This window comes from Micromonospora aurantiaca ATCC 27029 (assembly GCF_000145235.1).
Taxonomy (GTDB): Bacteria; Actinomycetota; Actinomycetes; order Mycobacteriales; family Micromonosporaceae; genus Micromonospora; species Micromonospora aurantiaca.
In genome coordinates this window covers 5629809-5649812 of the sequence record NC_014391.1, presented here as the reverse complement: position 1 = coordinate 5649812, position 20004 = coordinate 5629809, and the positions used below count along the sequence as shown (strand labels likewise).

Here is a 20004-nt window from a genome sequence, read left to right as displayed (position 1 = left end):
CTCAGACCCGGCCGTAGCCGGCGATCGTCATGATGTTCATGCCGCGCTTGCTGACGTTGCGTCCGGCGCTGGGCGCGTCGATGATCTGGCCGTTGCCGACGTAGAGCGCCACGTGCCCGAGCCCGGAGTAGAACACCAGGTCACCCGGTTGCAGCTGGCTGCGGCTGATCCGCGTGGTGGCCCCCCACTGCTGCGCCGCGCTGTGCGGCAGCGACTTCCCGGCCGCCCGCCAGGCGGCGAGCGTCAGGCCGGAGCAGTCGTAGCTGCCGGGGCCGTCCTGGGCGTAGCCGTAGGGCTTGCCGACCGCGCCGTAGGCGTACCGCACCGCCGTGCCGGCGTCGCCGGAGACGGCCGGCGGCTTGCCCGCCGAGCTGGGGTTGCCGGGTGCCTCCGTGGCCCGCCCGTACGCCTTGCGCCGCATCTCGTAGAGGTCGGACAGGTCCGCCTCGATCCGCGTCTTCGCGGACTTGAGCTGCTTGGCCTGCGCCGCCTCTCGGGCGAGCGTGACGTCCAGCGCGGTCTTCTGGTCGATCAGCCGCTTCTGGTCGGCGGTGAAGCTGTTGATGGTGCGCTGCCGCTGGCGGGTGAGCTGGTCGAGCGTGCCCAGCCGCTCCGGCAGGGTGGCCTGGCCGCCCGGGTCCAGCAGGGCCGCCGCGGTGCGCATGCCGCCGGTCTTGTACGCCGTCGCGGCCAGCACGCCCACGTCGGCGCGGCTGCGTTCGGCCTGTTCCTGCAGCGGCCCGATCCGGGCCTCCAACTTGGCCGCGGTGGCCTTGTTGGTCTTGATGTCCTCGTTGAGCTTGTTGTAGGACTCGACGATTCGCTCCAGCTCAGTCGAGGACTTCTCGATCTGCTTCGTCAGCTCGGCGGGGGTCGGCTCGGCCCGGGCCACCTGCGCCGGGGCGAGCAACGCGGCCGAGAGGCCGGCCACCGCCAGCGAGCGGAGCAGCATCCGTAAGGACGACAAGAGCGGAAAGCTCCTCTCCCACCGGTCGCCGGGCACGTTCGCGACCCGGCGACACCGGCCCGGGGCCGTCCGGGTGGACGGCTGTCGACCGGGCCGACCTGGACAACCTAACCCGTGATCGCAGTAGTCGGGAGTTCAAGCAGGGGCGAAAGTTGGCAAAGTGGCGGAAAGTGATGAGGGGGAACCGGTGGGTGGATGAGGCGACTCGCCCGATTCGTCGTTCTGGGCGGATGTCGCCAGGCAACGCCAGGCAAAGTCATGACAAAGACGGAAATCGTTCTCTGTTTCCGGCGGGCAGGGCCGGGCCGATGACCCCCGCGACCGCCGAAACCCCGAGGTCAGGTGGCGCGAGGCCAACACAATGAAGCCCGGACGGGAAATCCCACCACGGGATCCCTGCTCCCGGGAGGCCGCCGTGCAGACCGACCGCTCCGCCGCCCAGCCGCCCCGCTCGCCGCGACCGGCCGCACCCAGGCTGCTCTACGCCCGGCCCGGCATCGTCGTCACCGCCGAGCGTTTCACCGTCGGCCGCAACAGCTGGCCGGTGGCCGAGATCACCCAGCTCCGGACCGACCGCGGGCCGCACGACCGGCTCGCGATCCGGGCGGTCGCCGTGTCCGCCGCGATGATCGCCGCGGTCGGCCTGCTGCTCGGCTTCACCGGCGGCCTGCACCGGCTCACCGCCGGGGCGTACCTCATGCTCGGCGCCGTCGGGCTGGTGCCGCTGCTGCTCGTGCTGATCGGCGACCGCGTGCGGCCCCCTTCGCACGAGCTGTGGGGACGGGTGCGCGGCACCGAGGTGCTGCTGTTCAGCAGCGACGACGAGCGGCAGTTCGGCCAGGTCGCCCGCGCGCTGGGGCGGGCCCGGGAGGCGGCGCGGCTGGGCGGCTGGGCCGACCCGCCGGCGGCCGAGCCGTGGCGGCCGGCCCGGTGAGACGCGGTCAGCCCGCGACCGGCTCCGGCGTCCGCGGCCGGGCCTCGGCGGCCACCCAGTGGCTCACCCGCCGCTCGGCGTAGAACGAGACGAACGGCACGGTGCCGGCGAGCATCACCAGCAGCATCCGCTTCAGCGGCCAGTTCGCCCGGCGCGACAGATCGAACGTGAGCGCCAGATAGAGCATGTACAGCCAGCCGTGCGCCACGCCGACCACGGCCACCACGCTCGGGTTGTCGAAGCCGTACTTCAGCGGCATGCCGATCAGGACCAGCACCACGAGCGCCACGCCCACGATCCAGGCGATCACGCGGTACCGGGTAAAGGCTCCGCCCACCGTCGTCCGTCCTTCCGCACCGGCCTCAGCCGGGATAGTCGCCGGGCCGGGCGCCCGGATTGGCGTTCAACCAGGATAGGTAGCTGTTGTACGCGGCCAGCTCGGCGTCGTCCGCCCCGTCGGCCGGGGCGGACGGCGCCCGCACGACGCGCACCGGCCGGCGTACCGCCGGGGTGCCGGCGGTCACCGACGGCGCGGGACCGGCCGACGGCGCGGTGTCCTCCGCCGGCGCCGACGCCGGGTCGGCGGCGCGCAGCGTCTGGCGGACCTCACGCCACCAGACGAAGATCACGAAACCGGCGAAGACCGGCCACTCGATCGCGTAACCGAAGCTGATCGCGTTCCCCCCGGCGGCGCGGGTGACCTGCCACCAACCCATGCCGAGGCAACCCGCCACGAGCACGACCATGGCCACGTGGCGGACGATCCACGCCGGTGTCCAGAGCCGATTCATGCCAACGAGAGTACCGGGGCCGCCGGTCGTCTCCGACACGGCGTCGTAGTCCGGGCGGGGTTTGGTGACACGCCCGCTGGGCATCCGAACAGGTGCCAACCCGAACGAGACGAGGGGGCGACGATGACCGAATCGGTACGCCGGGACGCGAGCCCGGAACAGCGGGTCGCGGAGTGGGACGGCGACCACGCCCGTACCGTCGACGCGGACGGCGAGCAACTCGGGGTGGACCCGGTGGAGCTGGGTGACGACGACCTGGTCCGGGAGATGCAGAGCCTGCACCGCACCCGGCTGGACACGCTGCGGCACGCCACCGACTCGGCGCTCGCCAACCACCTGCGGCGCACCGCCGAACTGGAGACGGAGTACCTGGCCCGGCACCCCGGCCGGGAGGTCGACCCGAGCCGGCTGCGGGACGCCTGATGGCCAGCCACGCCGAGCGCGGCATGTCCGCGCCGCCGGAGGTGGTGTTCAACACGGCCACCGATCCGGACCGTTCCTCGGCCTGGCTGCCCGAGCGGCTGCGCAGCTCCGGCACATGCCGGGTCGAGGTCGTCGACGCCGACGACATGCGGGCCCGGTGGAGTGCCGCGGACTGGTCCGCCGAGATCGACGTGGAGCCGGCCGGCGCGGGCGGCGCCCGGGTGCGGCTGGACCTGGCCGGGCCGGACCACGACCTGGCCGACGAGATCCTGGCCAACCTCGACCGCGAGGTGGCCGACAACCTGACCGCCGGTTGAGCCCGGCCCGCACGACGAGCACGAGGAGGCCGGGTTGACCGGGAGTGGCCTGAAGCAGAAGGTGGCGCGCCTGCGCCAGGCGTACGCACCGCACGAGCACCGGCCGCTGGAGGGCTACCTGAAGGCGATGGGCACGTACGCCGGTGTCACAGCCGCGCTCGTCGGCCTGGTCCGCGCGACCGGCCGGCCGGTGCCCGAGCGGCCCACGCCCGCGGACGTGGTGCTGCTCTCGATCGCCACGCACAAGCTCAGCCGGCTGCTGTCCAAGGACGCGATCACCAGCCCGCTGCGGGCGCCGTTCACCCGCTACGACCACCCGATCGGCAGCGGCGAGGTGATGGAGCAGGTCCGCGACGAGGGCAGCCCGACCCGGCACGCGCTCGGCGAGCTGGTGAGCTGCCCGTTCTGCCTGGCGGTGTGGGTGGCCACCGGGCTCACCGGCGGTCTGGTGCTGGCGCCCCGGCTGACCCGGCTGGTCGCCACCGCGCTGACCGCGGTGGCCGCCTCCGACTTCCTCCAGATGGGGTACGCGGTCGCCCAGCAGGCGGCCGAGGGCGGTCGCCACGAGGCGTGACCCGAGGACACGAAAGGGGGCCGGCGCGCGCCGGCCCCCTTTTCCGTGTCTCCCACGGTCAGGTGGGGGTGGTGCCGTGGTCCTCGCCGGCCCAGCCGCGCGACGCCTCCGGCTCCCGCTCGTCCTCGTCCTCCCCGGTGACGACGTCCCGGTCCACAGCGGTGCGCTCGTGCTCGTTGGCGAAGTCCGGCTCCGGCAGCGTGTCGACGCCCTCCGGGGGCTGGCCGAGCGCCGCCAGGTGCTCGTGGTCGGGGTTGCGATCGGTCATCTCGCGTCCTCTCGGTCTTCCGGGGGCTCAGGCGACCGTGCCGCCCAGCAGATCCGCCGCCTCGTCCGCCGCGTACTCGCCCTGGGGGAGTGCGGCGATCCGGGTGAGCAGCTCCGCGGGGAGTTCGGCGGCCACCGCCCGGCGGTAGATGTCCGCCTGGGTGATCCGCTCCTGGCCGTGGTAGATGTCGTCGAGCAGGTCGTCGAGCGGCCTGGTGTCGGGCTGCTCGGTCACGGGCGCGTCATCGGTCACGCCGACCACCTACCCGGCACCGAACCGGTCAAACTCGCCCCAACCCCGCTCAGGCCGGCGCCGGGAGCGTGGCCCGGCGGGCCCGCACGGCCTGGGCGAGGTGGTCGAGGACCTCGGCGGTGGCGTCCCAGCCGATGCAGGCGTCGGTGACCGACTGGCCGTACGCCAGCTCCCGGGTCGGGTCCAGGTCCTGCCGGCCCGGCACCAGGAAGCTCTCCAGCATGATGCCGGCGATCCCGCGCTGGCCGGCGGCGAGCTGGGCGGCCACGTCGGCGGCGACGAGCGGCTGGTTGCGGTGGTCCTTGCCGCTGTTGGCGTGGCTGGCGTCGACCACCACCCGCTCCGGCAGGCCCGCGGCCCGCAGCAGTTCCAGCGCCCCGGCCACCGACTCCGCGTCGTAGTTCGGCCGGCCGCCCCCGCCACGCAGCACGAGGTGCCCGTCCGCGTTGCCCCGGGTGTGCATGATCGCCGGGGTGCCGGAGACGTCGATGCCGGGGAAGACGTGCGGCACCCCGGCGGCCCGGATCGCGTCCACGGCGGTGGCGATGCTGCCGTCCGGGCGGTTCTTCATGCCGATCGGCATGGACAGCCCGGAGGCGAGCTGCCGGTGCACCTGGCTCTCCACCGTCCGCGCGCCGATCGCGCCCCAGGCCACCGTGTCCGCGATGTACTGCGGGGTGATCGGGTCGAGGAACTCGCAGCCCACCGGCAGGCCCAGCCGCAGCACGTCGAGCAGGAGCGCCCGCGCGGTACGCAGGCCCGTGTTCACGTCGCCGGAGCCGTCCAGCGCCGGGTCGTTGATCAGGCCCTTCCAGCCCACCGTCGAGCGCGGCTTCTCGAAGTAGACACGCATCACCACGAGCAAATCGTCGGCGACCCGGGCGGCGGCCTCGCGCAGCCGGCCCGCGTACTCCAGGGCGGCGGCCGGGTCGTGCACGGAGCAGGGGCCGACGACGACGAGCAGCCGGTCGTCGTCGCGGTCCAGCACCCGGCCGACGGCACGGCGGCCCGCCACGACGGCCTCGGCCAGCGGGGTCTCGAGCGGCAGGTGGTGGTGCAGCAGGGCCGGGGTGGTCAGCGGCACCACACGGTCGATGCGCTGGTCGATGACCCGATGGGCGTCCTGGGACGTGGTCACGGTGGGGATTCCTTCCGCCGACCGTGCCCCCGTGCCGGGTCCGGGGGATCGAGCCGGCTGCTCGCATACGAAAGGGCAGGGAAATCGATCCCTGCCCGCCGGCTCGAAGAGGTGGTGACGTCAGCTCATGGTCGAGTCACCGGCTCCTCCAGCCGGCTGCCTAAACCATCGATACGACCGCGTCACGTCGGCCAGCGTACCCGACGCGCGGCGGAAAGCCCGCTGTCGTTCCGAAGTGCGGAACGCGGGGTATGTGATCGGCATGACCACGAGCCACGACCCGAGCGACCAGGAACGGATCGAGTCCCGAGCGCATCTGCTGCCGGAGGAGGCGGCGGCCGGCAGCGACGACGCGGAGGCGCAGGCCGACGCGATCCTCACCGAGTCCGACATCCGCGAGGCGGACCAGAACGCCGCCCCCGACACGGTGCTGGAGCACCGCACGTCCGAGCAGACCGTCACCCCCGTCGAGCCGCCCGACTGAGCCCGGCACCCCGGGCCCGGCGGGAACCCCGGTAACTGTCGTCCCGCAGCCGGGCCAGCGGGCCGGCCAGACGCAACCCCGGCGGCACGTTGCCGATCGGATCGAACGCGAGCGCGGCGTCCTCGGCGGCGCCGCGCTCGTCGTCGAGGCGTACCTCGCCGAACGGCCGCCACCGGCCCACCGCCGAGGCGACCGCCAGCACCAGCCGGGGCTCGTCGCCGGCCACCGCCGCGCCGGCCTCGGCCAGGCCGCGACCCAGGTCGGGTGACTCCGGGTCGGCCAGCACGGCCAGGAACAGCCGCCGCCCGCCGGCCCGGAACGGCATGATCGACGTGTACGTCCCGGTGAAGCGCCGCCGGGGCAGCGGCAGGTTCCGCAGCACCGGCGCGGCGGCGCTGGAACTCCACAGCAGGTCCACCGGCGGCTCCGGATCGCGGTGCAGCCGTACCGCCACGCCCAGCACGTCCGGCCAGCCACCCGGCGTCGGCACGCCCTTGGACAGGCGGATCGTGGCCGGCCACCGGCCCGGCAGGTCGAGCAGCGGCACCCCGGTCGGCGGTCCCGGCGTACCCCAGATCCGGGTCTCGCCGGCGAACGTGCGCCCGGCCGGATGCAGCAGCCGGGCGTGCCGGAGCCGGGCCAACGCGGCGGCGGCGCGCTCGGCGGCGGAGGGTGCGGTGGCGGCCATGCCCGCACGGGTACCCCGGCGCGCACCGGCGATGCTCCGGCGCGCGTGTCACCTTTCCGCCTCCGAGATCGGATAGCGTCGTCTCATGCCCGACAGCGGTTTCCCCTGGCCGATCGAGACGACCCGACTGGACAACGGCCTGCGTGTGGTGGTGAGCGAGGACCGCACCGCCCCGGCCGTGGCGGTCAACCTCTGGTACGACGTGGGCTCACGCCACGAACCGGCGGGACAGACCGGCTTCGCCCACCTCTTCGAGCACCTCATGTTCGAGGGCTCGGTGAACGTGGCGAAGACCGAGCACATGAAGCTGATCCAGGGCGCGGGCGGCTCGCTCAACGCGACCACCAACCCGGACCGGACCAACTACTTCGAGACGGTCCCGGCCGAGCATCTGGAACTGGCGCTCTGGCTGGAGGCCGACCGGATGGGCGGGCTGGTGCCGGCGCTGACCCAGGAGACGCTGGACAACCAGCGTGACGTGGTGAAGAACGAGCGCCGTCAGCGCTACGAGAACGTGCCGTACGGCGACGCGTGGCTGCGGCTGCTGCCGCTGCTCTACCCGCCGGGCCACCCGTACCACCACGCGACGATCGGGTCGATGGCCGACCTGAACGCCGCCGACCTGGCCACCTTCCAGGAGTTCCACAGCACGTACTACGCGCCGAACAACGCGGTCCTCACAGTGGTCGGCGACACAGAGGCGGCGGAGGTGTTCGCGCTCGCCGACAAGTACTTCGGCGGTCTCACCGCGCGCGCCGACATCCCGGCCGCGCCGGACGGCCGCACCGTGCCGGCCACCGGCCGCCCGGCGGTGGAGACAGTCACCGCCGACGTGCCCGCCCCCCGCGTCTACGTCGCGCACCGCACCCACCCGTTCGGCACCCAGGGGTACGACGTGACCACGGTGCTGGGCACCGTGCTCGGCAGCGGCCGGGGCAGCCGCCTCTACCAGCGGCTCGCCGACGGTGAGCGGATCGCCCAGCCGGACCTGGTCGGCGCGTACGGGGTGGACCTCGCGCACGCGCCCGCCCCGCTGATCGCCACCGCCACGGCCCGTCCCGGGGTGAGCGCCGAGCGGCTGCGCGACGGGCTCGCCGAGGTGGTCGACGAGCTGGCCACCGTGCCGGTGACCGCCGCCGAGCTGGACCGCGCCAAGGCGCTGCTGAGCACCATGTGGTGGCGGCAGATGTCCACCGTCGACGGTCGGGCGGACACGCTCGGCCGCTACGCCACCCAGTTCGGCGACCCGGCCCGCGCGGCCGACCGGCTGCCGGCCTGGCTCGCGGTGACCGCGGAGCAGATCGCCGAGCAGGCCGCCGAGCTGCTCGGCGCCGCCGACCGGGTGATCCTGACCTACCTGCCCGAGGAGAACTGATGTCGCTGATCGCCACCCGTCCCGGCCCCGGCGCCGCCCGCGCCTACCGGTTCCCGCAGGTGGTCCGGCGGACGGTGGCCGGCGGTCAGGTGGTCGCCGCGCACCTGCCCGGGCAGAACCTCGCCGTCGCGTTGCTGCTGCTCGACGGCGGCGCGGGCCGGGAGCCGGTCGGCAAGGAGGGCCTCGGCGCGGTGCTGGCCAAGGCGCTGGAGGAGGGCACCGCGCAGCGGGACGCCACCGCGTACGCGCTGGCCATCGAGGCGCTCGGCACCGAGCTGGCGACCGGGCTCGACTGGGACTCGTTCCAGGTGAGCGTGCAGGTGCCGGTGGACCGGCTGACCGCCGCGGTGGAGCTGCTGGCCGAGGCGGTCCGTACGCCCCGGCTCGACCCGGCCGACGTACTGCGCGTACGCGACGACGAGGCGACCGCGCTGCGGATGGACTGGGCCAACCCCGGCCCGCGTGCCGACGCGGTGCTCCGGGCCGAGCTGTTCGGCGCGGAGCACCGGTGGGGCCGCCCGCTCTACGGCGACCCGGACAGCGTGGCCGCGCTGGAGGTGGACGACGTCACCGTCTTCCACTCGGAGTGGTTCATCCGCCCCGGCACGCTCGTCGTCGCCGGCGACCTGGAGCGGATCGACCTGGACGCGCTCGCCGCGACGGCGTTCGCCGGCGCCGGCGGCGGCCCGGTGGAACGCGGCGGCCCGATCGACGTGCCGCTGGCCGGGCAGCGCCGGGTCATCCTGGTCGACCGGCCCGGCTCGGTGCAGTCCACGCTGCGGCTCGGCCACCCGTCCCCGCATCGCGCCCACCCCGACCACGTGCCGATGACGCTCGCCGGCACCGTGCTCGGCGGCGCGTTCACGTCCCGGCTCAACCACCTGATCCGGGAGGTACGCGGCTACACGTACGGGATCCGCGGCGACTTCGCCTCGTCCCGGCGGTTCGGCCGGTTCGCGGTCAGCTCCGGCGTGCAGACCGCGGTGACCGCCCCGGCGCTCGTCGAGTCGGTGGGCGAGATCTCGCGTACCCAGCTCACCGGTGTCACCGAGGACGAGCTGGAGGTGGCGCGTTCCTGGCGGGCCGGGCAGCTCTCGGTCGAGTTGCAGAGCCCGCGGGCCATCGCCGCGGCCCTGACCACGCTGGTCGTGCACGACCTGCCGGACGACTACCACGCGCGGCTGCGGGAGCAACTGCTCGCGGCGACGGTCGAGGACGTCTCCGCGGCGGCCGCCACCTATCTGCACCCGGAGTCGCTGACGATGGTGATCGAGGGGGACGCGGCGGTCATCCGGGACGAGCTGGTCGCCAGCGGTCTCGGCGAGGTGGTCGACCACACGTGACCGGGCGGGGCGGCGGGCCTGTGATTCCCGTCGCCCCGCATCCGCGCGGTGGGAAACGTTTCCCACCCGCACCGCCCGGCTGGGTAGCCTCGCGGGCATGAGGATCGGCATTGTGGGAGCCACCGGCCAGGTCGGTGGCGTCATGCGGCAGGTGCTGGCGGAGCGCGAGTTCCCGGCGGAGCAGGTGCGCCTGTTCGCCTCGGCCCGGTCGGCCGGGCGCACGCTGCCCTGGCGCGACGGCGAGGTCACCGTGGAGGACGCGGCCACCGCGGACTACCGCGGCCTGGACATCGTGCTCTTCTCGGCGGGCAAGGGGACCGCGAAGGAGCTGGCTCCCCGGGTCGCCGAGGCCGGCGCCGTGGTGATCGACAACTCCTCGGCGTTCCGGATGGACCCGCAGGTGCCGCTGGTGGTGGCCGAGGTCAACCCGCACGCGATCGCGGACCGCCCGAAGGGCATCGTGGCCAACCCGAACTGCACCACGATGGCCGCCATGCCGGTGCTGCGCCCGCTGCACGACGAGGCCGGACTGGTCAGCCTCGTCGTCGCCACCTACCAGGCGGTCTCCGGCGCCGGCCTGGCCGGTGTGGCGGAACTGGACGAGCAGGTCCGCAAGGTGGCCGAGGACGCCGCCGGGCTCGCCTTCGACGGCCGGGCGGTGGAGTTCCCGGAGCCGCGCTCGTTTGCCCGTCCGATCGCCTTCAACGTGCTCCCGCTGGCCGGCTCGATCGTCGACGACGGCTCCTTCGAGACGGACGAGGAGCAGAAGCTGCGCAACGAGAGCCGCAAGATCCTGGAGATCCCCGGGCTGAAGGTCTCCGGCACGTGCGTGCGGGTGCCGGTCTTCACCGGCCACTCGCTGCAGATCAACGCCCGGTTCGCCCGGCCGATCGACCCGGACCGGGCCCGTGAGCTGCTCGACGGCGCGCCCGGCGTGGCGCTGCGCGACGTGCCGACGCCGCTGGAGGCGGCCGGCCAGGACCCGACGTACGTGGGCCGGATCCGGGCCGACGAGACCGTCGAGCACGGGCTCGCGCTGTTCTGCGCCAACGACAACCTGCGCAAGGGCGCGGCGCTGAACGCCGTGCAGCTCGCCGAGCTGGTCGCCGCCGAGCGCTGACCCGCCAGGGCGTCCGTGCCGGGCCACCCGGCACGGACGCCTGCTCAGCGGGTATGCCCGCCGGGTCGCCGGCCGCCCCGTGCCGGCAGGGCGGGGGTGCCGATGACCTGCGGTTCTTCGAGGCCGAATGCGTCCGGGCCCTGCTCGGCGTGCTCGCGTACGCGATCGCCGGTCTGGTGGGCGTGCTGCTGAGCGTGCCGGCGGCGCTCGTGGTGCTCCTGCTGCTGCCGATCTTCTACGGGCTGTCCAGCAACGGCTCCTACGACCTGCGCCGACGGCTGCGCCACCGGCGGTGAGGCACGCGTTACCCCGCCTGCGCCGGCGGGTAGACCGCGGTGCCGACAGCGAGAGGGGAGCACCATGACAACGGTCGGAGAGTTCATGACGACCCGGTTGGTGACGATGGACGGCAACGACACGCTCATGGCCGCCGCGCAGGAGATGCGCGACAGTGCCATCGGCGACGTGGTGGTGACCGACGGCGACAACGTGGTCGGCATCGTGACGGACCGGGACATCACGGTGCGGGGCGTGGCCGAGAACATGGACCCCACCGCCACCCGGCTCAACCAGGTCACCAGCAAGGACGTGGTGACCGTCAGCCAGTACGACGACGCCGTGGCCGCCGCGGACCTGATGCGCACGTACGCGGTCCGTCGCCTCCCGGTGATCGACGACGGCCGGCTGGTCGGCCTGATCTCCATGGGTGACCTGGCGGTGGAGCGGGAACCCCAGTCGGTGCTCGCGGACATCAGCGCCGACGAGCCCAACAACTAGACTTGCCTGCCGCGGTGACGCCGGCTCCCGGTTCGGGGGCCGGCGTCGCGCGTCCGTGCCGTGGCGCCGCGCTCACCCGGTTCGGGCGAGGTTGACCCCGGATCGGGTGGGGACACGAGCCTCGACAGGTAGACCGCGGATCGCGGGAGGAGTCGCCCGGATGGTGGACATGACCACGAGATTCTTCGAGGACCTGGATCGGCGGGGGTTCGAGCCGCTGCTGGTCAAGACATCCGGAACGCTCCGCTTCGACCTGCACGAGGGCCCGCACACCACGCACTGGCTGCTGGAGATCGATCACGGCAACCTGCGGGTCCGGCAGGAGGACGGCGAGGCGGACACGGTGGTCGGTACCGAGCCGCGCCTGTTCGCCGAGCTGGTCGGCGGTGAGGAGAACGCCGTCGCGGCGCTGCTGCGGGGCGACATGACAGTCGTCGGCGACCTGCGGCTCATGTTGCAGGTCGAGCGGGTCTTCCCCGGTCCGCCGGACTCCCGGGGACCGCACCACACGTTCGGCGGGAGGGGTGCCTGATGCCCGGTAGCAACTCCGTCCGGATCCTGGACGGCAACACGTTCGTGGTGTGCGAGGACACCGGCGACATCGAGGCCACACCGAGCGAGCCGACCGGATTGTTCTCGCTCGACACGCGGTACCTGTCGAAATGGGTGCTCACGATCAACGGCGAGCGGCTCAACGCGCTGTCCTACGACGACCTCCAGTACTACGAGGCCCGGTTCTTCCTGGTGCCCGGCATGGCCACGCACTACATCGACGCGAAGCTGTCGGTCATCCGGGAGCGGGCGGTCGGCGGCAGCTTCCGCGAGACGCTGACCATCCTCAACCACGACGAGAAGCCGGTCGACCTGGAGATCCGGATGGACGCCGGATCGGACTTCGCCGACCTGTTCCAGGTCAAGGACGAGATCCTGAACAAGAAGGGCGAACACTACGCCGAGGCCGAGTCGGACCGGCTGCGCCTGGGCTACCGGCGGGGCAACTTCCGGCGCGAGACGCTCGTCTCCGCCAACCAGCCGGCCCGCTACGACCAGCGTGGTTTCGCCTGGAGCATCCGGCTGGAACCCAACGAGCAGTGGGAAGCGGTCATCGACGTGCAGACGTTCGCGATCGGCCCCGGCGGCCGGGACCTGCGGATGGGGCTGCGCGCGCACGGCACCGAGCGGCTCGCGCTCCAGCACGACCTGGAGGAGTGGATCAGCCGGGCACCGAAGCTGAACAGCGAGCACGAGGAACTCGCCGCGACGTACCGGCGGAGCCTCGTCGACCTCGCGGCGCTGCGCTTCTCGCCGCTGTCGCTCGGCGGGCAGACGCTGCCCGCGGCCGGCCTGCCCTGGTTCATGACCATGTTCGGCCGGGACAGCATTCTCACCTGCCTCCAGGTGCTGCCGTTCGCGCCGGAGATGTCGAAGACCACGCTGCGGATCCTCGGCGCGCTCCAGGGCACCCGGTTCGACGACTTCCGGGACGAGGATCCGGGCCGGATCCTGCACGAGATGCGGTACGGCGAGACCGCCGCGTTCGAGGAGCAGCCGCACTCGCCGTACTACGGCTCGGTGGACGCGACGCCGCTGTTCGTGGTGCTGCTCGACGAGTACGAGCGGTGGAGCGGCGACGGCGCGCTGGTCAAGGAGCTGGAACGGGAGTGCCGGGCGGCGTTGAAGTGGGTCGACGACTACGCCGACCTGCTCGGCAACGGCTACATCTGGTACGAGCGGCGCAACACCGACACCGGCCTGGAGAACCAGTGCTGGAAGGACTCGTGGGACTCCATCTCGTACGCCGACGGCACGTTGCCGCCGTTCCCCCGGGCCACCTGCGAGGTGCAGGGGTACGCGTACGACGCGAAGATGCGGGCCGCCCGGATGGCCCGGTTGTTCTGGGACGACCCCGCGTACGCCGATCAGCTGGAACGCGAGGCGGCGGAGCTGAAGCGGCGCTTCAACAACGACTGGTGGGTCGCCGACCGCGGCTTCTACGCGCTCGCGCTGGACCCGGACGGGCGTCAGTGCGACGTGCTCAGCTCCAACATGGGCCACCTGCTGTGGAGCGGGATCGTGGACGACGAGCGGGCGGCGAAGGTCGCCGAGCATCTGGTCGGTCCCCGGCTCTGGTCGGGCTGGGGGGTGCGGACGCTGGCCGAGGGCGAGGTCCGCTACAACCCGATCGGCTACCACAACGGCACGATCTGGCCGTTCGACAACTCGTTCGTCGCCTGGGGTCTGCGCCGGTACGGCTTCGCCGAGGAGGCCGCCACGGTGGCCAACGGCATCCTCGACGCGGCCACCTACTTCGACGGCCGGCTGCCGGAGGCGTTCGGCGGCTACCCGCGCGAGCTGACCAAGTTCCCGGTGGAGTACCCGACCGCGTGCAGCCCGCAGGCCTGGTCCACAGGGGCGCCGCTGCTGCTGTTGCGCACCATGCTCGGTCTGGAGCCGCACGAGCAGCACCTGGCTGTCGACCCACGGCTGCCGGTGGGCATGGGACGGATCGAGGTGTTGGACATCCCTGGTCGCTGGGGCCGGGTGGACGCGTTCGCCCGAGGTCGGCTCAACATCGAGGAACTGGCCGACTGAGCCGGCTCAGTGCCCGGGCGGCGACGCCGTGTGCGCCTCGTTCGGCGGGAGCAGGCAGAACTCGTTGCCCTCCGGGTCGGCCAGCACGGTCCAGCGCGGCAGCTCGCGGACGACTGTCGCGCCCGCCTCCAGCACCGCGGCCCGCTCCTCGGCGTCGCCGACCAGGTCGAGGTGGATCCGGCCGGGCTCCGGCAGCACGTCGGCGGGGCTGATCCACAGGTCCGGACGCCGCCCGTGCGGATCGTGCAGCAGCACCGCCTCGGTCGGCGCGAGCGTGCCCTCGGCGAGCTTCACCTGGTCCGCCTCGACCACCGGCAGCCCGGTGACCGCGCTCCAGAACGGGGCCAGCAGGTAGGGGTCGCGGCAGTGGATGACGATCGCGGCGAGATCGGGCATGCCTCGAACCTAGTGGCCCGCGACGGCGGGCAGGACGCTGTCCAGGAACGCGGCGGCAGCCGCGCGCAGGTCGGGCCGGGCCAGGTCGAGCGCGTGCCCGCCGTGGGTGAGCCACAGATGCGCCGGGTGCCCGGCGGCGAGCAGCCAGCCGGTCAGCTCGACCGGCTGGGCGGCCGGCACCGCCACGTCGTCGCGGCCCTGGACCAGCAGCACCGGCACGCCGGAGCCGAGGTGGGTGGCGACCGTCGCGTCGGCGGTGGCCGGGTCACCGGCGGCCGGCGGGTGGCCCAGCAGGTCCGTCCACGGGTCGTCGCCGGGGGCGCGCCGGCGCCGCTGCTCCGGGTCGAGCGGGTCGACGGGGGCCCAGTACGCGAGCACGCCCGCCACGTCGCCGGGCCGGTCCACCCCGCGCAGGCCGAGCTGGAGGGCCAGCATCCCGCCCGCCGAGTCACCGGCCACCAGCAGCGGCAGGCCGCCCGCCGCGGCCCGGGCGGCCCGGGCCGCGGCGCGGACGTCGTCGAGCTGAGCGGGCCAGCGCGCCTGGTGGGAGAACCGGTACGTGGCCTCGACCACGCGCAGCCCGAGCGACGCGAGCGCGGCCCCGTCCTCCTCGGCGCGGGCCCGCCAGCCTCCGCCGTGGATCCAGAGCAGCACCGCGCGTTCGGTCATGACGCCATCGTCGCCGGGCCCGGGCCGGTGCGCGACCCGGGTCTGCCGAGGGCAGATCGGCCCTACGGTCGCGTAACCTACTCGGGGTAAAGTTTCGACATGTCGGAACTCGTGTACCCCCCTGTGATCACCGCCGCGAAGACGATGTTCCGGCTCCTCGACCTGCGCCTGGACGTGTCCGGCAGCGAGCACGTGCCGCACACCGGCGGCGCGGTGCTCGCGTCCAACCACGTGAGCTACCTCGACTTCATCTTCTGCGGCTACGGCGCGCACCCGGCCAAGCGGCTGGTCCGGTTCATGGCCAAGGACAGCGTCTTCCGGCACCGCGTCTCCGGTCCGCTGATGCGCGGCATGAAGCACATCCCGGTCAACCGGGCCGCCGGCGCCGGGTCGTACGCCGCCGCTGTCGGCGCGCTGCGCCGGGGCGAGGTGGTCGGCGTCTTCCCGGAGGCGACGATCAGCCGCTCCTTCACCGTCAAGGACCTGAAGAACGGCGCGGCCCGGATGTCGCAGGAGGCGGACGTGCCGCTGCTGCCGGTCGCGCTCTGGGGCACCCAGCGGCTGTGGACCAAGGGCCGCCCGCGCACGCTGACCCGCCGGCACACGCCGATCACCATCATCGTCGGCGAGCCGATGGACCCGTCCGCCTACCCGGACGCCACGGCCATGACCGCCGACCTGCGTACCCGCCTGTCGGCGCTCGTCGACCGGGCCCAACGGGAGTACCCGGACAAGCCGTCCGGCCCGGACGACACCTGGTGGCAGCCGGCCCACCTGGGCGGCAGCGCGCCGACCCCGGAGGAGGCGGTCGAGCTGGACCGGTCCGAGCGCCGCACCCGCAGCGCCTCCTGACCGCGCCCGCGCGCCCGGCCGGCCGGCCGCCCGTGACGGGGGACCGTCAGCAGGCGGAGCCGGGCTGGCCGTGGGCCGGGAAGCCGGACCACGCCCACGGCGACGCCTCGTCCTCCGGCGGACGGTAGTAGTCGTCGCGGGACAGGAACTCCACCGGCAGCGAGCCCGGCAGCGTCACGGTGCCCAGCGTCGGGCCGGGGGAGGCGGCCGCCCGGACGGCGAGGACGTCCCGTTCCGGCGGGGACAGGTCCACCAGTTCGGCGTTGGCGAGCCGGAAACCGGCCACCGAGCGGCGTACCTGCCGGGCCAGCGCGGCCACCTGACCGACCGGGCCGGTCAGCGCCAGCGCCGGCTGCCGGATGGTGCGCAGCGCGTCGCACACGATGCGCAGCTCGCCGATGCCGTCGCCCACCTCGGCCAGCTCCAGCCGGGACGGCCACTGCCAGCGGATCTGCCCGCTGACCAGGCGGGACAGCCGGACCGGACGCCGGTGCCGGGCGGCCGCCCGGCTGTCCCGCCCGGAGACCACCGACAGGTCCGAGCCGGTGCAGACGTACGCCAGCTGGCGCTCGGTCACGGTGATCGTCGCCGGGGCGGGCAGCGACCAGCAGCGGACGTCCTCGGTCGGGCCGAGCAGGTGACCGGCGACGCGCAGGACGTGCTGACCGAGCAGGCGTTCGCCCGGCTCGGGCACCAGCTCGTAACGCCGGTCGAGCACGGGACGGGTGGGGTCGTCGTCGGCGTCGAACCGATGCGGTCCGACGAAGAAGGGTGTGGCGTCCTCCGGCACGGTACGACCTCCCGATGACGGTTGGCGGTACCGGTGAGCCTGCCCGATTCCTGGGGTGACTGTCATGACACCTGTTAGGGGGTCGGCCGGTCGGCCGAAGCCTGCGACCGGTAGATGCCGATATCTTCCGGTCGGACGAGTCCGTCCTCGATCGCCCGGGCGAGCAGCGCCGCCTTCGTGGCGGCCGGACGGCCCGCTCGGGTGTACTTGATCCGCGCACGGTCGACGTACTGCTTCACGGTGTGCTCACTGATCTGCATCCGGCGCGCCACCGATGCCTTCGACATCGACTGGAACCACAGCAGCAGCGCCTCGCGCTCCTTGTCCGACAGGGACGGACGGTCCGGACGGGCGTCACCGACCATCGCCCCGGCCAGCGCCGGCGGCACGTACGGCCGGTCGCTCGCCGCCGCCAGCACCGTCGCCACGCAGTGCTCGCGCCCCTCGTGCTTGGCCAGGAACGCGACCGCCCCGGCGTCCAGCGCGGCGAGCATGGTCTGCGGGTCGCTGTGCTCGGAGTAGACCACCACCCGGCGCCCGGCCGCGCTCAGCTCGGCCAGCTTGTCCAGCACCATCCGGCCGTGCAGGCGCAGGTCGAGCAGCACCACCTCGGCGTCCGGCGCGGCCCGCAGCACCTCGTCCGGGTCGTCGCCGGTGGCCAGCACCCGCAACCGGGGTTCGCCGGCCAGCCAGGCGCGCACCCCGTCGATCACCACCGGATGGTCGTCCACGATCGCCACCCCGATCGGGGTTCCGGCGTTCACGTCCGCCGCCAGCGGGTCTGCGTCCATCTGATCTCCCCGTCCCGCTCGTGCAGGTGTTCCACCGGCCCGTCCCCGCCGGTCGCCGGCTCGTCCGGGCCGTCGTGATCCGGTGTCACCAGGCTGACCACCACCTCGTCCGGGCCCGCCACCACCGTGAGCCGCGCCCAGCCCTCGGCCGCGGCGAGCGCTGCGGTGAGCGGGTCGGCCAGCCCGCGCCGGATCTCCACCGGCAGCTCCGGTGGGGTACCGACCGACACCAGGTCGATCGGCAGTCCGTTGCGCTCGGCCAGGTCGGCCGCCGCGCGCAGTTCGTGCAGCAGCGCGTCCGGCACGTCGTCGGACTCGGCGATCAGCCGGCGCAGCCGGGCCGCGGCCAGCACCGCGCGTCGCCGTACCGCCGGGTCGGCCGGGTCGGCGTCGCCCGCCGCCAGTTCGGCCAGCACCTCCTCGGCGGTGCCGCTGACCAGTGCGAGCCGCGCCTGCCGTTCGGTGCGGGCCCGCTCGGCCGCCTCCTGCTCCGCCGCCACGGCCAGCGTCGCCGCCGCGGTCGCGGCCCGGTCCCGGGCCTGCGCGGTGATCGCCGCCGCGCCGACGAAGACCGCCACCGGCAGGGTGGAGGTGCCGTAGACGTACATCGCGGTCCGGCTCAGGTCGGCCGGGGCGGTCGCCCCGTACAGCACCACCGCGACCAGCGCGATCGTGCCGTGCGCGGCGAGCATGAGCAGCAGCCAGCGCACCGGCCGCCGCCAGAGCACCAGCAGGAAGAACCAGGCCAGGCCGCCCCACACCCAGTTGGCGGTGCTGAACAGGAACCGCTCGCCGGCGCCCGCGACCACCGCCGCGTCGACCACCAGCAGCGCCAGTGCCAGCGGCCCGGCCGCCGGCAGCCCGCCGCGCAGCAGGCGTACCCCGGTTCCGACCCCGACCAGCGCGGTCACCAGCCAGCCCGCCGCCACCACGGCCGGGGCCGCCATCCCCTGCCCGGCCCGCAGCACGGCCGGCAACGCGACAGCCAGGTGCCAGGCCGCGGCGATGACGATCGCGGCGACCCGCGCGCCCCGGTCCGACGCGTCGGCCACCGCGTGCGCCTCGGGCGGGGCGGTGACCGCTCCGGAGCGCGTCGCCGCCCGCGGCCGGGGCAGCGGGCGCAGCGCGGGGGCGGCCGTCACCGCCGTGCCCGACTCACTCGACATCGGACCACTCCAGCCGAATCCGGGTGCCGGCGCCAGGGGCGGAAGTCACCACCGCCCGGCCGCCCACAGTGCTCATCCGCCCGTGGATCGACTCGCGCAGCCCGTACCGGTGGGCCGGGACCGTGGACGGGTCGAAACCGGGACCGTCGTCGACCACCTCGACCACGACGGTGCCGCCCTCGCGGGCCAGACGCAGCGACGCGGCCGCCCCCGGCGCGTGCCGCGCCACGTTCGCCAGCGCGGCGGCGGCGCTGTCGGCGAGCGCCGTGGCGACCTCCGCCGGCAGCCGGCACGGCGCAAGCGTGGCGGTCACCGCCGTCCCGGCCAGCACCTCGCGCAGCCGTTCGTCCAGGTCGGCCTCGCCGGCCGCGGTGGTGGTCCGCGCACCCGCCAGGGCGGAGAGGGTACGCAGATCGTCCGCGCACCGCTCGCGCAACGTCGCCGAGTCGGGCACCGCGCCGAGGCCGACCATGGTGAGCGTGCCCAGCACGGTGTCGTGCAGGTCGCGGTTCTGCCGCCGTTCGGCCTCGCGGGCGGCGCGCGCCACCACCGCCTCGTGGGACAACCGCTGGTAGTCGGCGAACGCGGCGTCGGCACGGGCGATCCGGCGGCGCATCACCGCTGTCATCACCGCCGCGCTGCCGGTCTGCACCAGCAGCGTCCCGGCGTGCGCCCGCGCCTCGACCGGGTTGCCGGCCAGCGTGGTGCCGGTGACGTACGCGGCGGTGACCAGCAGGCCGGCCGGCACGGACCAGTGGGCCGGGGCGGTGGCCTGCGCGTTGATGACTGTCGAGCTGGCCAGCACCGCGATCCAGCTCGCCTCGCCCGGCAGCACCTCCGGCGCGACGAGCCACGGGACGGCGAGCGCGGCGGCGGTGGTCAGCGCCACGTCACCGGCGACCAGCGCGCCGCCGATGCCGTGCCGGAACGCGCGGAACGCGTACCAGACCGACCAGGCGGTCAGCACGACGACCGCGGGGATCAGCAGCGCCACCCGCACCGGCGGCGTACGCACCGCCAGCGCGACCACCGCGCCGACCAGGCCGCAGGTGAGCCGCAGCAGCGCCGGCAGGGTGGTGAAGATCAGGCTGAACGCGTCACCCGCCGGGCGGGCCAGCGGGGCCCGTGACAGAGGCATGGCGGCAGCGACCGGCATCGGGGGGATGTCCTTCCGGCAGCGACCCGGCCGGGTCCGCGCGGCATAGATTGACGCTGGAGAATAACATGGTTTGTCGCAACTGGTCACCCTTGGTGCTTGACGAGTTTCGCTCCGGCGTAAAGCAGCCGGCTCTCCGGC

Annotated in this window: 26 protein-coding genes; 13 read left to right on the top strand and 13 right to left on the bottom strand. The window is 73.9% G+C overall.

Annotation, left to right across the window (positions count from 1 at the left end):
• Position 1: 1 nt before the first annotated feature.
• Entirely contained in the window at positions 2–967 is a 966-nt protein-coding gene (locus MICAU_RS25095; RefSeq protein ID WP_013288151.1) for a C40 family peptidase, read from the bottom strand.
• 415 nt (positions 968–1382) lie between these two features.
• Between MICAU_RS25095 and MICAU_RS25090 the strand changes: the two genes are divergently transcribed.
• Complete coding sequence (locus tag MICAU_RS25090; protein WP_013288150.1) at positions 1383–1901, top strand: DUF6232 family protein; 519 nt, start codon at positions 1383–1385, stop codon at positions 1899–1901.
• A 7-nt stretch (positions 1902–1908) separates the two neighbouring features.
• Here MICAU_RS25090 and MICAU_RS25085 read toward each other — a convergent pair whose 3' ends face one another.
• Both MICAU_RS25085 and MICAU_RS25080 read right to left on the bottom strand, forming a co-directional pair.
• Positions 1909–2238: a DUF3817 domain-containing protein gene (locus tag MICAU_RS25085; protein WP_013288149.1), complete on the bottom strand. Its 330-nt coding sequence runs from the start codon at positions 2236–2238 to the stop codon at positions 1909–1911.
• Positions 2239–2263: 25 nt separating this feature from the next.
• Entirely contained in the window at positions 2264–2692 is a 429-nt protein-coding gene (locus tag MICAU_RS25080; protein WP_041799106.1) for a hypothetical protein, read from the bottom strand.
• 123 nt (positions 2693–2815) lie between these two features.
• On the opposite strand from MICAU_RS25080, the gene MICAU_RS25075 reads away from it, so the two are divergent.
• From MICAU_RS25075 to MICAU_RS25065, 3 genes are read left to right on the top strand one after another with little or no spacing between them, the layout of a single operon-like run.
• On the top strand, positions 2816–3115 hold the full coding sequence (locus tag MICAU_RS25075) for a DUF6158 family protein (RefSeq protein ID WP_013288147.1): 300 nt from the start codon (positions 2816–2818) through the stop codon (positions 3113–3115).
• Positions 3115–3432 (top strand): hypothetical protein, encoded by a 318-nt coding sequence (locus MICAU_RS25070; RefSeq protein ID WP_013288146.1) that lies wholly within the window; start codon positions 3115–3117, stop codon positions 3430–3432. The genes MICAU_RS25075 and MICAU_RS25070 overlap by 1 nt, the downstream gene beginning before the upstream one ends.
• A gap of 34 nt (positions 3433–3466) precedes the next feature.
• Positions 3467–4006, top strand: a complete 540-nt coding sequence (locus MICAU_RS25065) for a DUF1360 domain-containing protein (RefSeq protein WP_013288145.1) — start codon at positions 3467–3469, stop codon at positions 4004–4006.
• 58 nt (positions 4007–4064) lie between these two features.
• Here the strand turns inward: MICAU_RS25065 and MICAU_RS25060 are convergent, their stop codons facing one another.
• The 3 genes from MICAU_RS25060 to MICAU_RS25050 are packed head-to-tail and all read right to left on the bottom strand — an operon-like array spanning position 4065 to position 5673.
• On the bottom strand, positions 4065–4274 hold the full coding sequence (locus tag MICAU_RS25060; protein ID WP_013288144.1) for a hypothetical protein: 210 nt from the start codon (positions 4272–4274) through the stop codon (positions 4065–4067).
• Positions 4275–4301: 27 nt separating this feature from the next.
• Entirely contained in the window at positions 4302–4535 is a 234-nt protein-coding gene (locus MICAU_RS25055) for a hypothetical protein (RefSeq protein WP_018786980.1), read from the bottom strand.
• Positions 4536–4575: 40 nt separating this feature from the next.
• Positions 4576–5673 (bottom strand): 3-deoxy-7-phosphoheptulonate synthase, encoded by a 1098-nt coding sequence (locus MICAU_RS25050; RefSeq protein ID WP_030271308.1) that lies wholly within the window; start codon positions 5671–5673, stop codon positions 4576–4578.
• Between the two features lie 253 nt (positions 5674–5926).
• On the opposite strand from MICAU_RS25050, the gene MICAU_RS25045 reads away from it, so the two are divergent.
• Entirely contained in the window at positions 5927–6148 is a 222-nt protein-coding gene (locus tag MICAU_RS25045) for a hypothetical protein (RefSeq protein WP_013288141.1), read from the top strand.
• On the opposite strand, the gene MICAU_RS25040 is transcribed toward MICAU_RS25045, so the two are convergent.
• Complete coding sequence (locus MICAU_RS25040; protein WP_013288140.1) at positions 6123–6836, bottom strand: hypothetical protein; 714 nt, start codon at positions 6834–6836, stop codon at positions 6123–6125. The genes MICAU_RS25045 and MICAU_RS25040 overlap by 26 nt on opposite strands.
• An 85-nt stretch (positions 6837–6921) precedes the next feature.
• Between MICAU_RS25040 and MICAU_RS25035 the strand changes: the two genes are divergently transcribed.
• From MICAU_RS25035 to MICAU_RS25005, 7 genes are all read left to right on the top strand, one after another.
• Entirely contained in the window at positions 6922–8211 is a 1290-nt protein-coding gene (locus MICAU_RS25035; RefSeq protein WP_013288139.1) for a M16 family metallopeptidase, read from the top strand.
• Entirely contained in the window at positions 8211–9554 is a 1344-nt protein-coding gene (locus MICAU_RS25030; protein WP_013288138.1) for a M16 family metallopeptidase, read from the top strand. Before MICAU_RS25035 ends, MICAU_RS25030 begins: the two co-directional genes overlap by 1 nt.
• Positions 9555–9651: 97 nt before the next feature.
• Positions 9652–10674, top strand: coding sequence for an aspartate-semialdehyde dehydrogenase (locus MICAU_RS25025; RefSeq protein WP_013288137.1), 1023 nt, complete (start codon positions 9652–9654; stop codon positions 10672–10674).
• A gap of 53 nt (positions 10675–10727) precedes the next feature.
• A complete protein-coding gene (locus MICAU_RS25020; RefSeq protein WP_013288136.1) occupies positions 10728–10970 on the top strand; it encodes a hypothetical protein in 243 nt (80 codons plus the stop codon).
• 64 nt (positions 10971–11034) lie between these two features.
• Positions 11035–11451, top strand: a complete 417-nt coding sequence (locus MICAU_RS25015; RefSeq protein WP_013288135.1) for a CBS domain-containing protein — start codon at positions 11035–11037, stop codon at positions 11449–11451.
• Positions 11452–11611: 160 nt separating this feature from the next.
• Positions 11612–11983, top strand: a complete 372-nt coding sequence (locus MICAU_RS25010) for an SCP2 sterol-binding domain-containing protein (RefSeq protein WP_013288134.1) — start codon at positions 11612–11614, stop codon at positions 11981–11983.
• A complete protein-coding gene (locus MICAU_RS25005) occupies positions 11983–14043 on the top strand; it encodes an amylo-alpha-1,6-glucosidase (RefSeq protein ID WP_013288133.1) in 2061 nt (686 codons plus the stop codon). The genes MICAU_RS25010 and MICAU_RS25005 overlap by 1 nt, the downstream gene beginning before the upstream one ends.
• Positions 14044–14049: 6 nt before the next feature.
• Here MICAU_RS25005 and MICAU_RS25000 read toward each other — a convergent pair whose 3' ends face one another.
• Complete coding sequence (locus MICAU_RS25000) at positions 14050–14439, bottom strand: VOC family protein (protein WP_013288132.1); 390 nt, start codon at positions 14437–14439, stop codon at positions 14050–14052.
• 9 nt (positions 14440–14448) lie between these two features.
• Positions 14449–15108, bottom strand: a complete 660-nt coding sequence (locus MICAU_RS24995) for an alpha/beta hydrolase (RefSeq protein WP_013288131.1) — start codon at positions 15106–15108, stop codon at positions 14449–14451.
• A gap of 99 nt (positions 15109–15207) precedes the next feature.
• Here MICAU_RS24995 and MICAU_RS24990 point away from each other — a divergent pair, with 99 nt between their 5' ends.
• A complete protein-coding gene (locus MICAU_RS24990; protein WP_013288130.1) occupies positions 15208–15960 on the top strand; it encodes a lysophospholipid acyltransferase family protein in 753 nt (250 codons plus the stop codon).
• Positions 15961–16006: 46 nt separating this feature from the next.
• Here MICAU_RS24990 and MICAU_RS24985 read toward each other — a convergent pair whose 3' ends face one another.
• The 4 genes from MICAU_RS24985 to MICAU_RS24970 form a co-directional block, all read right to left on the bottom strand.
• The gene (locus tag MICAU_RS24985) at positions 16007–16750 is read right to left on the bottom strand and encodes a hypothetical protein (RefSeq protein ID WP_013288129.1); all 744 of its coding nucleotides are present in this window, start codon (positions 16748–16750) and stop codon (positions 16007–16009) included.
• Between the two features lie 74 nt (positions 16751–16824).
• A complete protein-coding gene (locus MICAU_RS24980; protein WP_013288128.1) occupies positions 16825–17541 on the bottom strand; it encodes a response regulator transcription factor in 717 nt (238 codons plus the stop codon).
• A complete protein-coding gene (locus tag MICAU_RS24975) occupies positions 17511–18707 on the bottom strand; it encodes a hypothetical protein (protein ID WP_013288127.1) in 1197 nt (398 codons plus the stop codon). Before MICAU_RS24975 ends, MICAU_RS24980 begins: the two co-directional genes overlap by 31 nt.
• A complete protein-coding gene (locus MICAU_RS24970; RefSeq protein ID WP_013288126.1) occupies positions 18697–19863 on the bottom strand; it encodes an ATP-binding protein in 1167 nt (388 codons plus the stop codon). The genes MICAU_RS24975 and MICAU_RS24970 overlap by 11 nt, the downstream gene beginning before the upstream one ends.
• Positions 19864–20004 lie beyond the last annotated feature (141 nt).

Excerpts from the sequence above, each read along its gene's own strand:
- MICAU_RS25080 (WP_041799106.1), bottom strand. The coding sequence starts at position 2,692 with ATGAATCGGCTCTGGACACCGGCGTGGATCGTCCGCCACGTGGCCATG.
- MICAU_RS25075 (WP_013288147.1), top strand. The coding sequence starts at position 2,816 with ATGACCGAATCGGTACGCCGGGACGCGAGCCCGGAACAGCGGGTCGCG.
- MICAU_RS25070 (WP_013288146.1), top strand. The coding sequence starts at position 3,115 with ATGGCCAGCCACGCCGAGCGCGGCATGTCCGCGCCGCCGGAGGTGGTG.
- MICAU_RS25060 (WP_013288144.1), bottom strand. The coding sequence starts at position 4,274 with ATGACCGATCGCAACCCCGACCACGAGCACCTGGCGGCGCTCGGCCAG.
- MICAU_RS25045 (WP_013288141.1), top strand. The coding sequence starts at position 5,927 with ATGACCACGAGCCACGACCCGAGCGACCAGGAACGGATCGAGTCCCGA.
- MICAU_RS25040 (WP_013288140.1), bottom strand. The coding sequence starts at position 6,836 with ATGGCCGCCACCGCACCCTCCGCCGCCGAGCGCGCCGCCGCCGCGTTG.
- MICAU_RS25035 (WP_013288139.1), top strand. The coding sequence starts at position 6,922 with ATGCCCGACAGCGGTTTCCCCTGGCCGATCGAGACGACCCGACTGGAC.
- MICAU_RS25030 (WP_013288138.1), top strand. The coding sequence starts at position 8,211 with ATGTCGCTGATCGCCACCCGTCCCGGCCCCGGCGCCGCCCGCGCCTAC.
- MICAU_RS25025 (WP_013288137.1), top strand. The coding sequence starts at position 9,652 with ATGAGGATCGGCATTGTGGGAGCCACCGGCCAGGTCGGTGGCGTCATG.
- MICAU_RS25020 (WP_013288136.1), top strand. The coding sequence starts at position 10,728 with ATGCCCGCCGGGTCGCCGGCCGCCCCGTGCCGGCAGGGCGGGGGTGCC.
- MICAU_RS25015 (WP_013288135.1), top strand. The coding sequence starts at position 11,035 with ATGACAACGGTCGGAGAGTTCATGACGACCCGGTTGGTGACGATGGAC.
- MICAU_RS25010 (WP_013288134.1), top strand. The coding sequence starts at position 11,612 with ATGGTGGACATGACCACGAGATTCTTCGAGGACCTGGATCGGCGGGGG.
- MICAU_RS25005 (WP_013288133.1), top strand. The coding sequence starts at position 11,983 with ATGCCCGGTAGCAACTCCGTCCGGATCCTGGACGGCAACACGTTCGTG.
- MICAU_RS25000 (WP_013288132.1), bottom strand. The coding sequence starts at position 14,439 with ATGCCCGATCTCGCCGCGATCGTCATCCACTGCCGCGACCCCTACCTG.
- MICAU_RS24995 (WP_013288131.1), bottom strand. The coding sequence starts at position 15,108 with ATGACCGAACGCGCGGTGCTGCTCTGGATCCACGGCGGAGGCTGGCGG.
- MICAU_RS24990 (WP_013288130.1), top strand. The coding sequence starts at position 15,208 with ATGTCGGAACTCGTGTACCCCCCTGTGATCACCGCCGCGAAGACGATG.
- MICAU_RS24980 (WP_013288128.1), bottom strand. The coding sequence starts at position 17,541 with ATGGACGCAGACCCGCTGGCGGCGGACGTGAACGCCGGAACCCCGATC.
- MICAU_RS24975 (WP_013288127.1), bottom strand. The coding sequence starts at position 18,707 with ATGTCGAGTGAGTCGGGCACGGCGGTGACGGCCGCCCCCGCGCTGCGC.
- MICAU_RS24970 (WP_013288126.1), bottom strand. The coding sequence starts at position 19,863 with ATGCCGGTCGCTGCCGCCATGCCTCTGTCACGGGCCCCGCTGGCCCGC.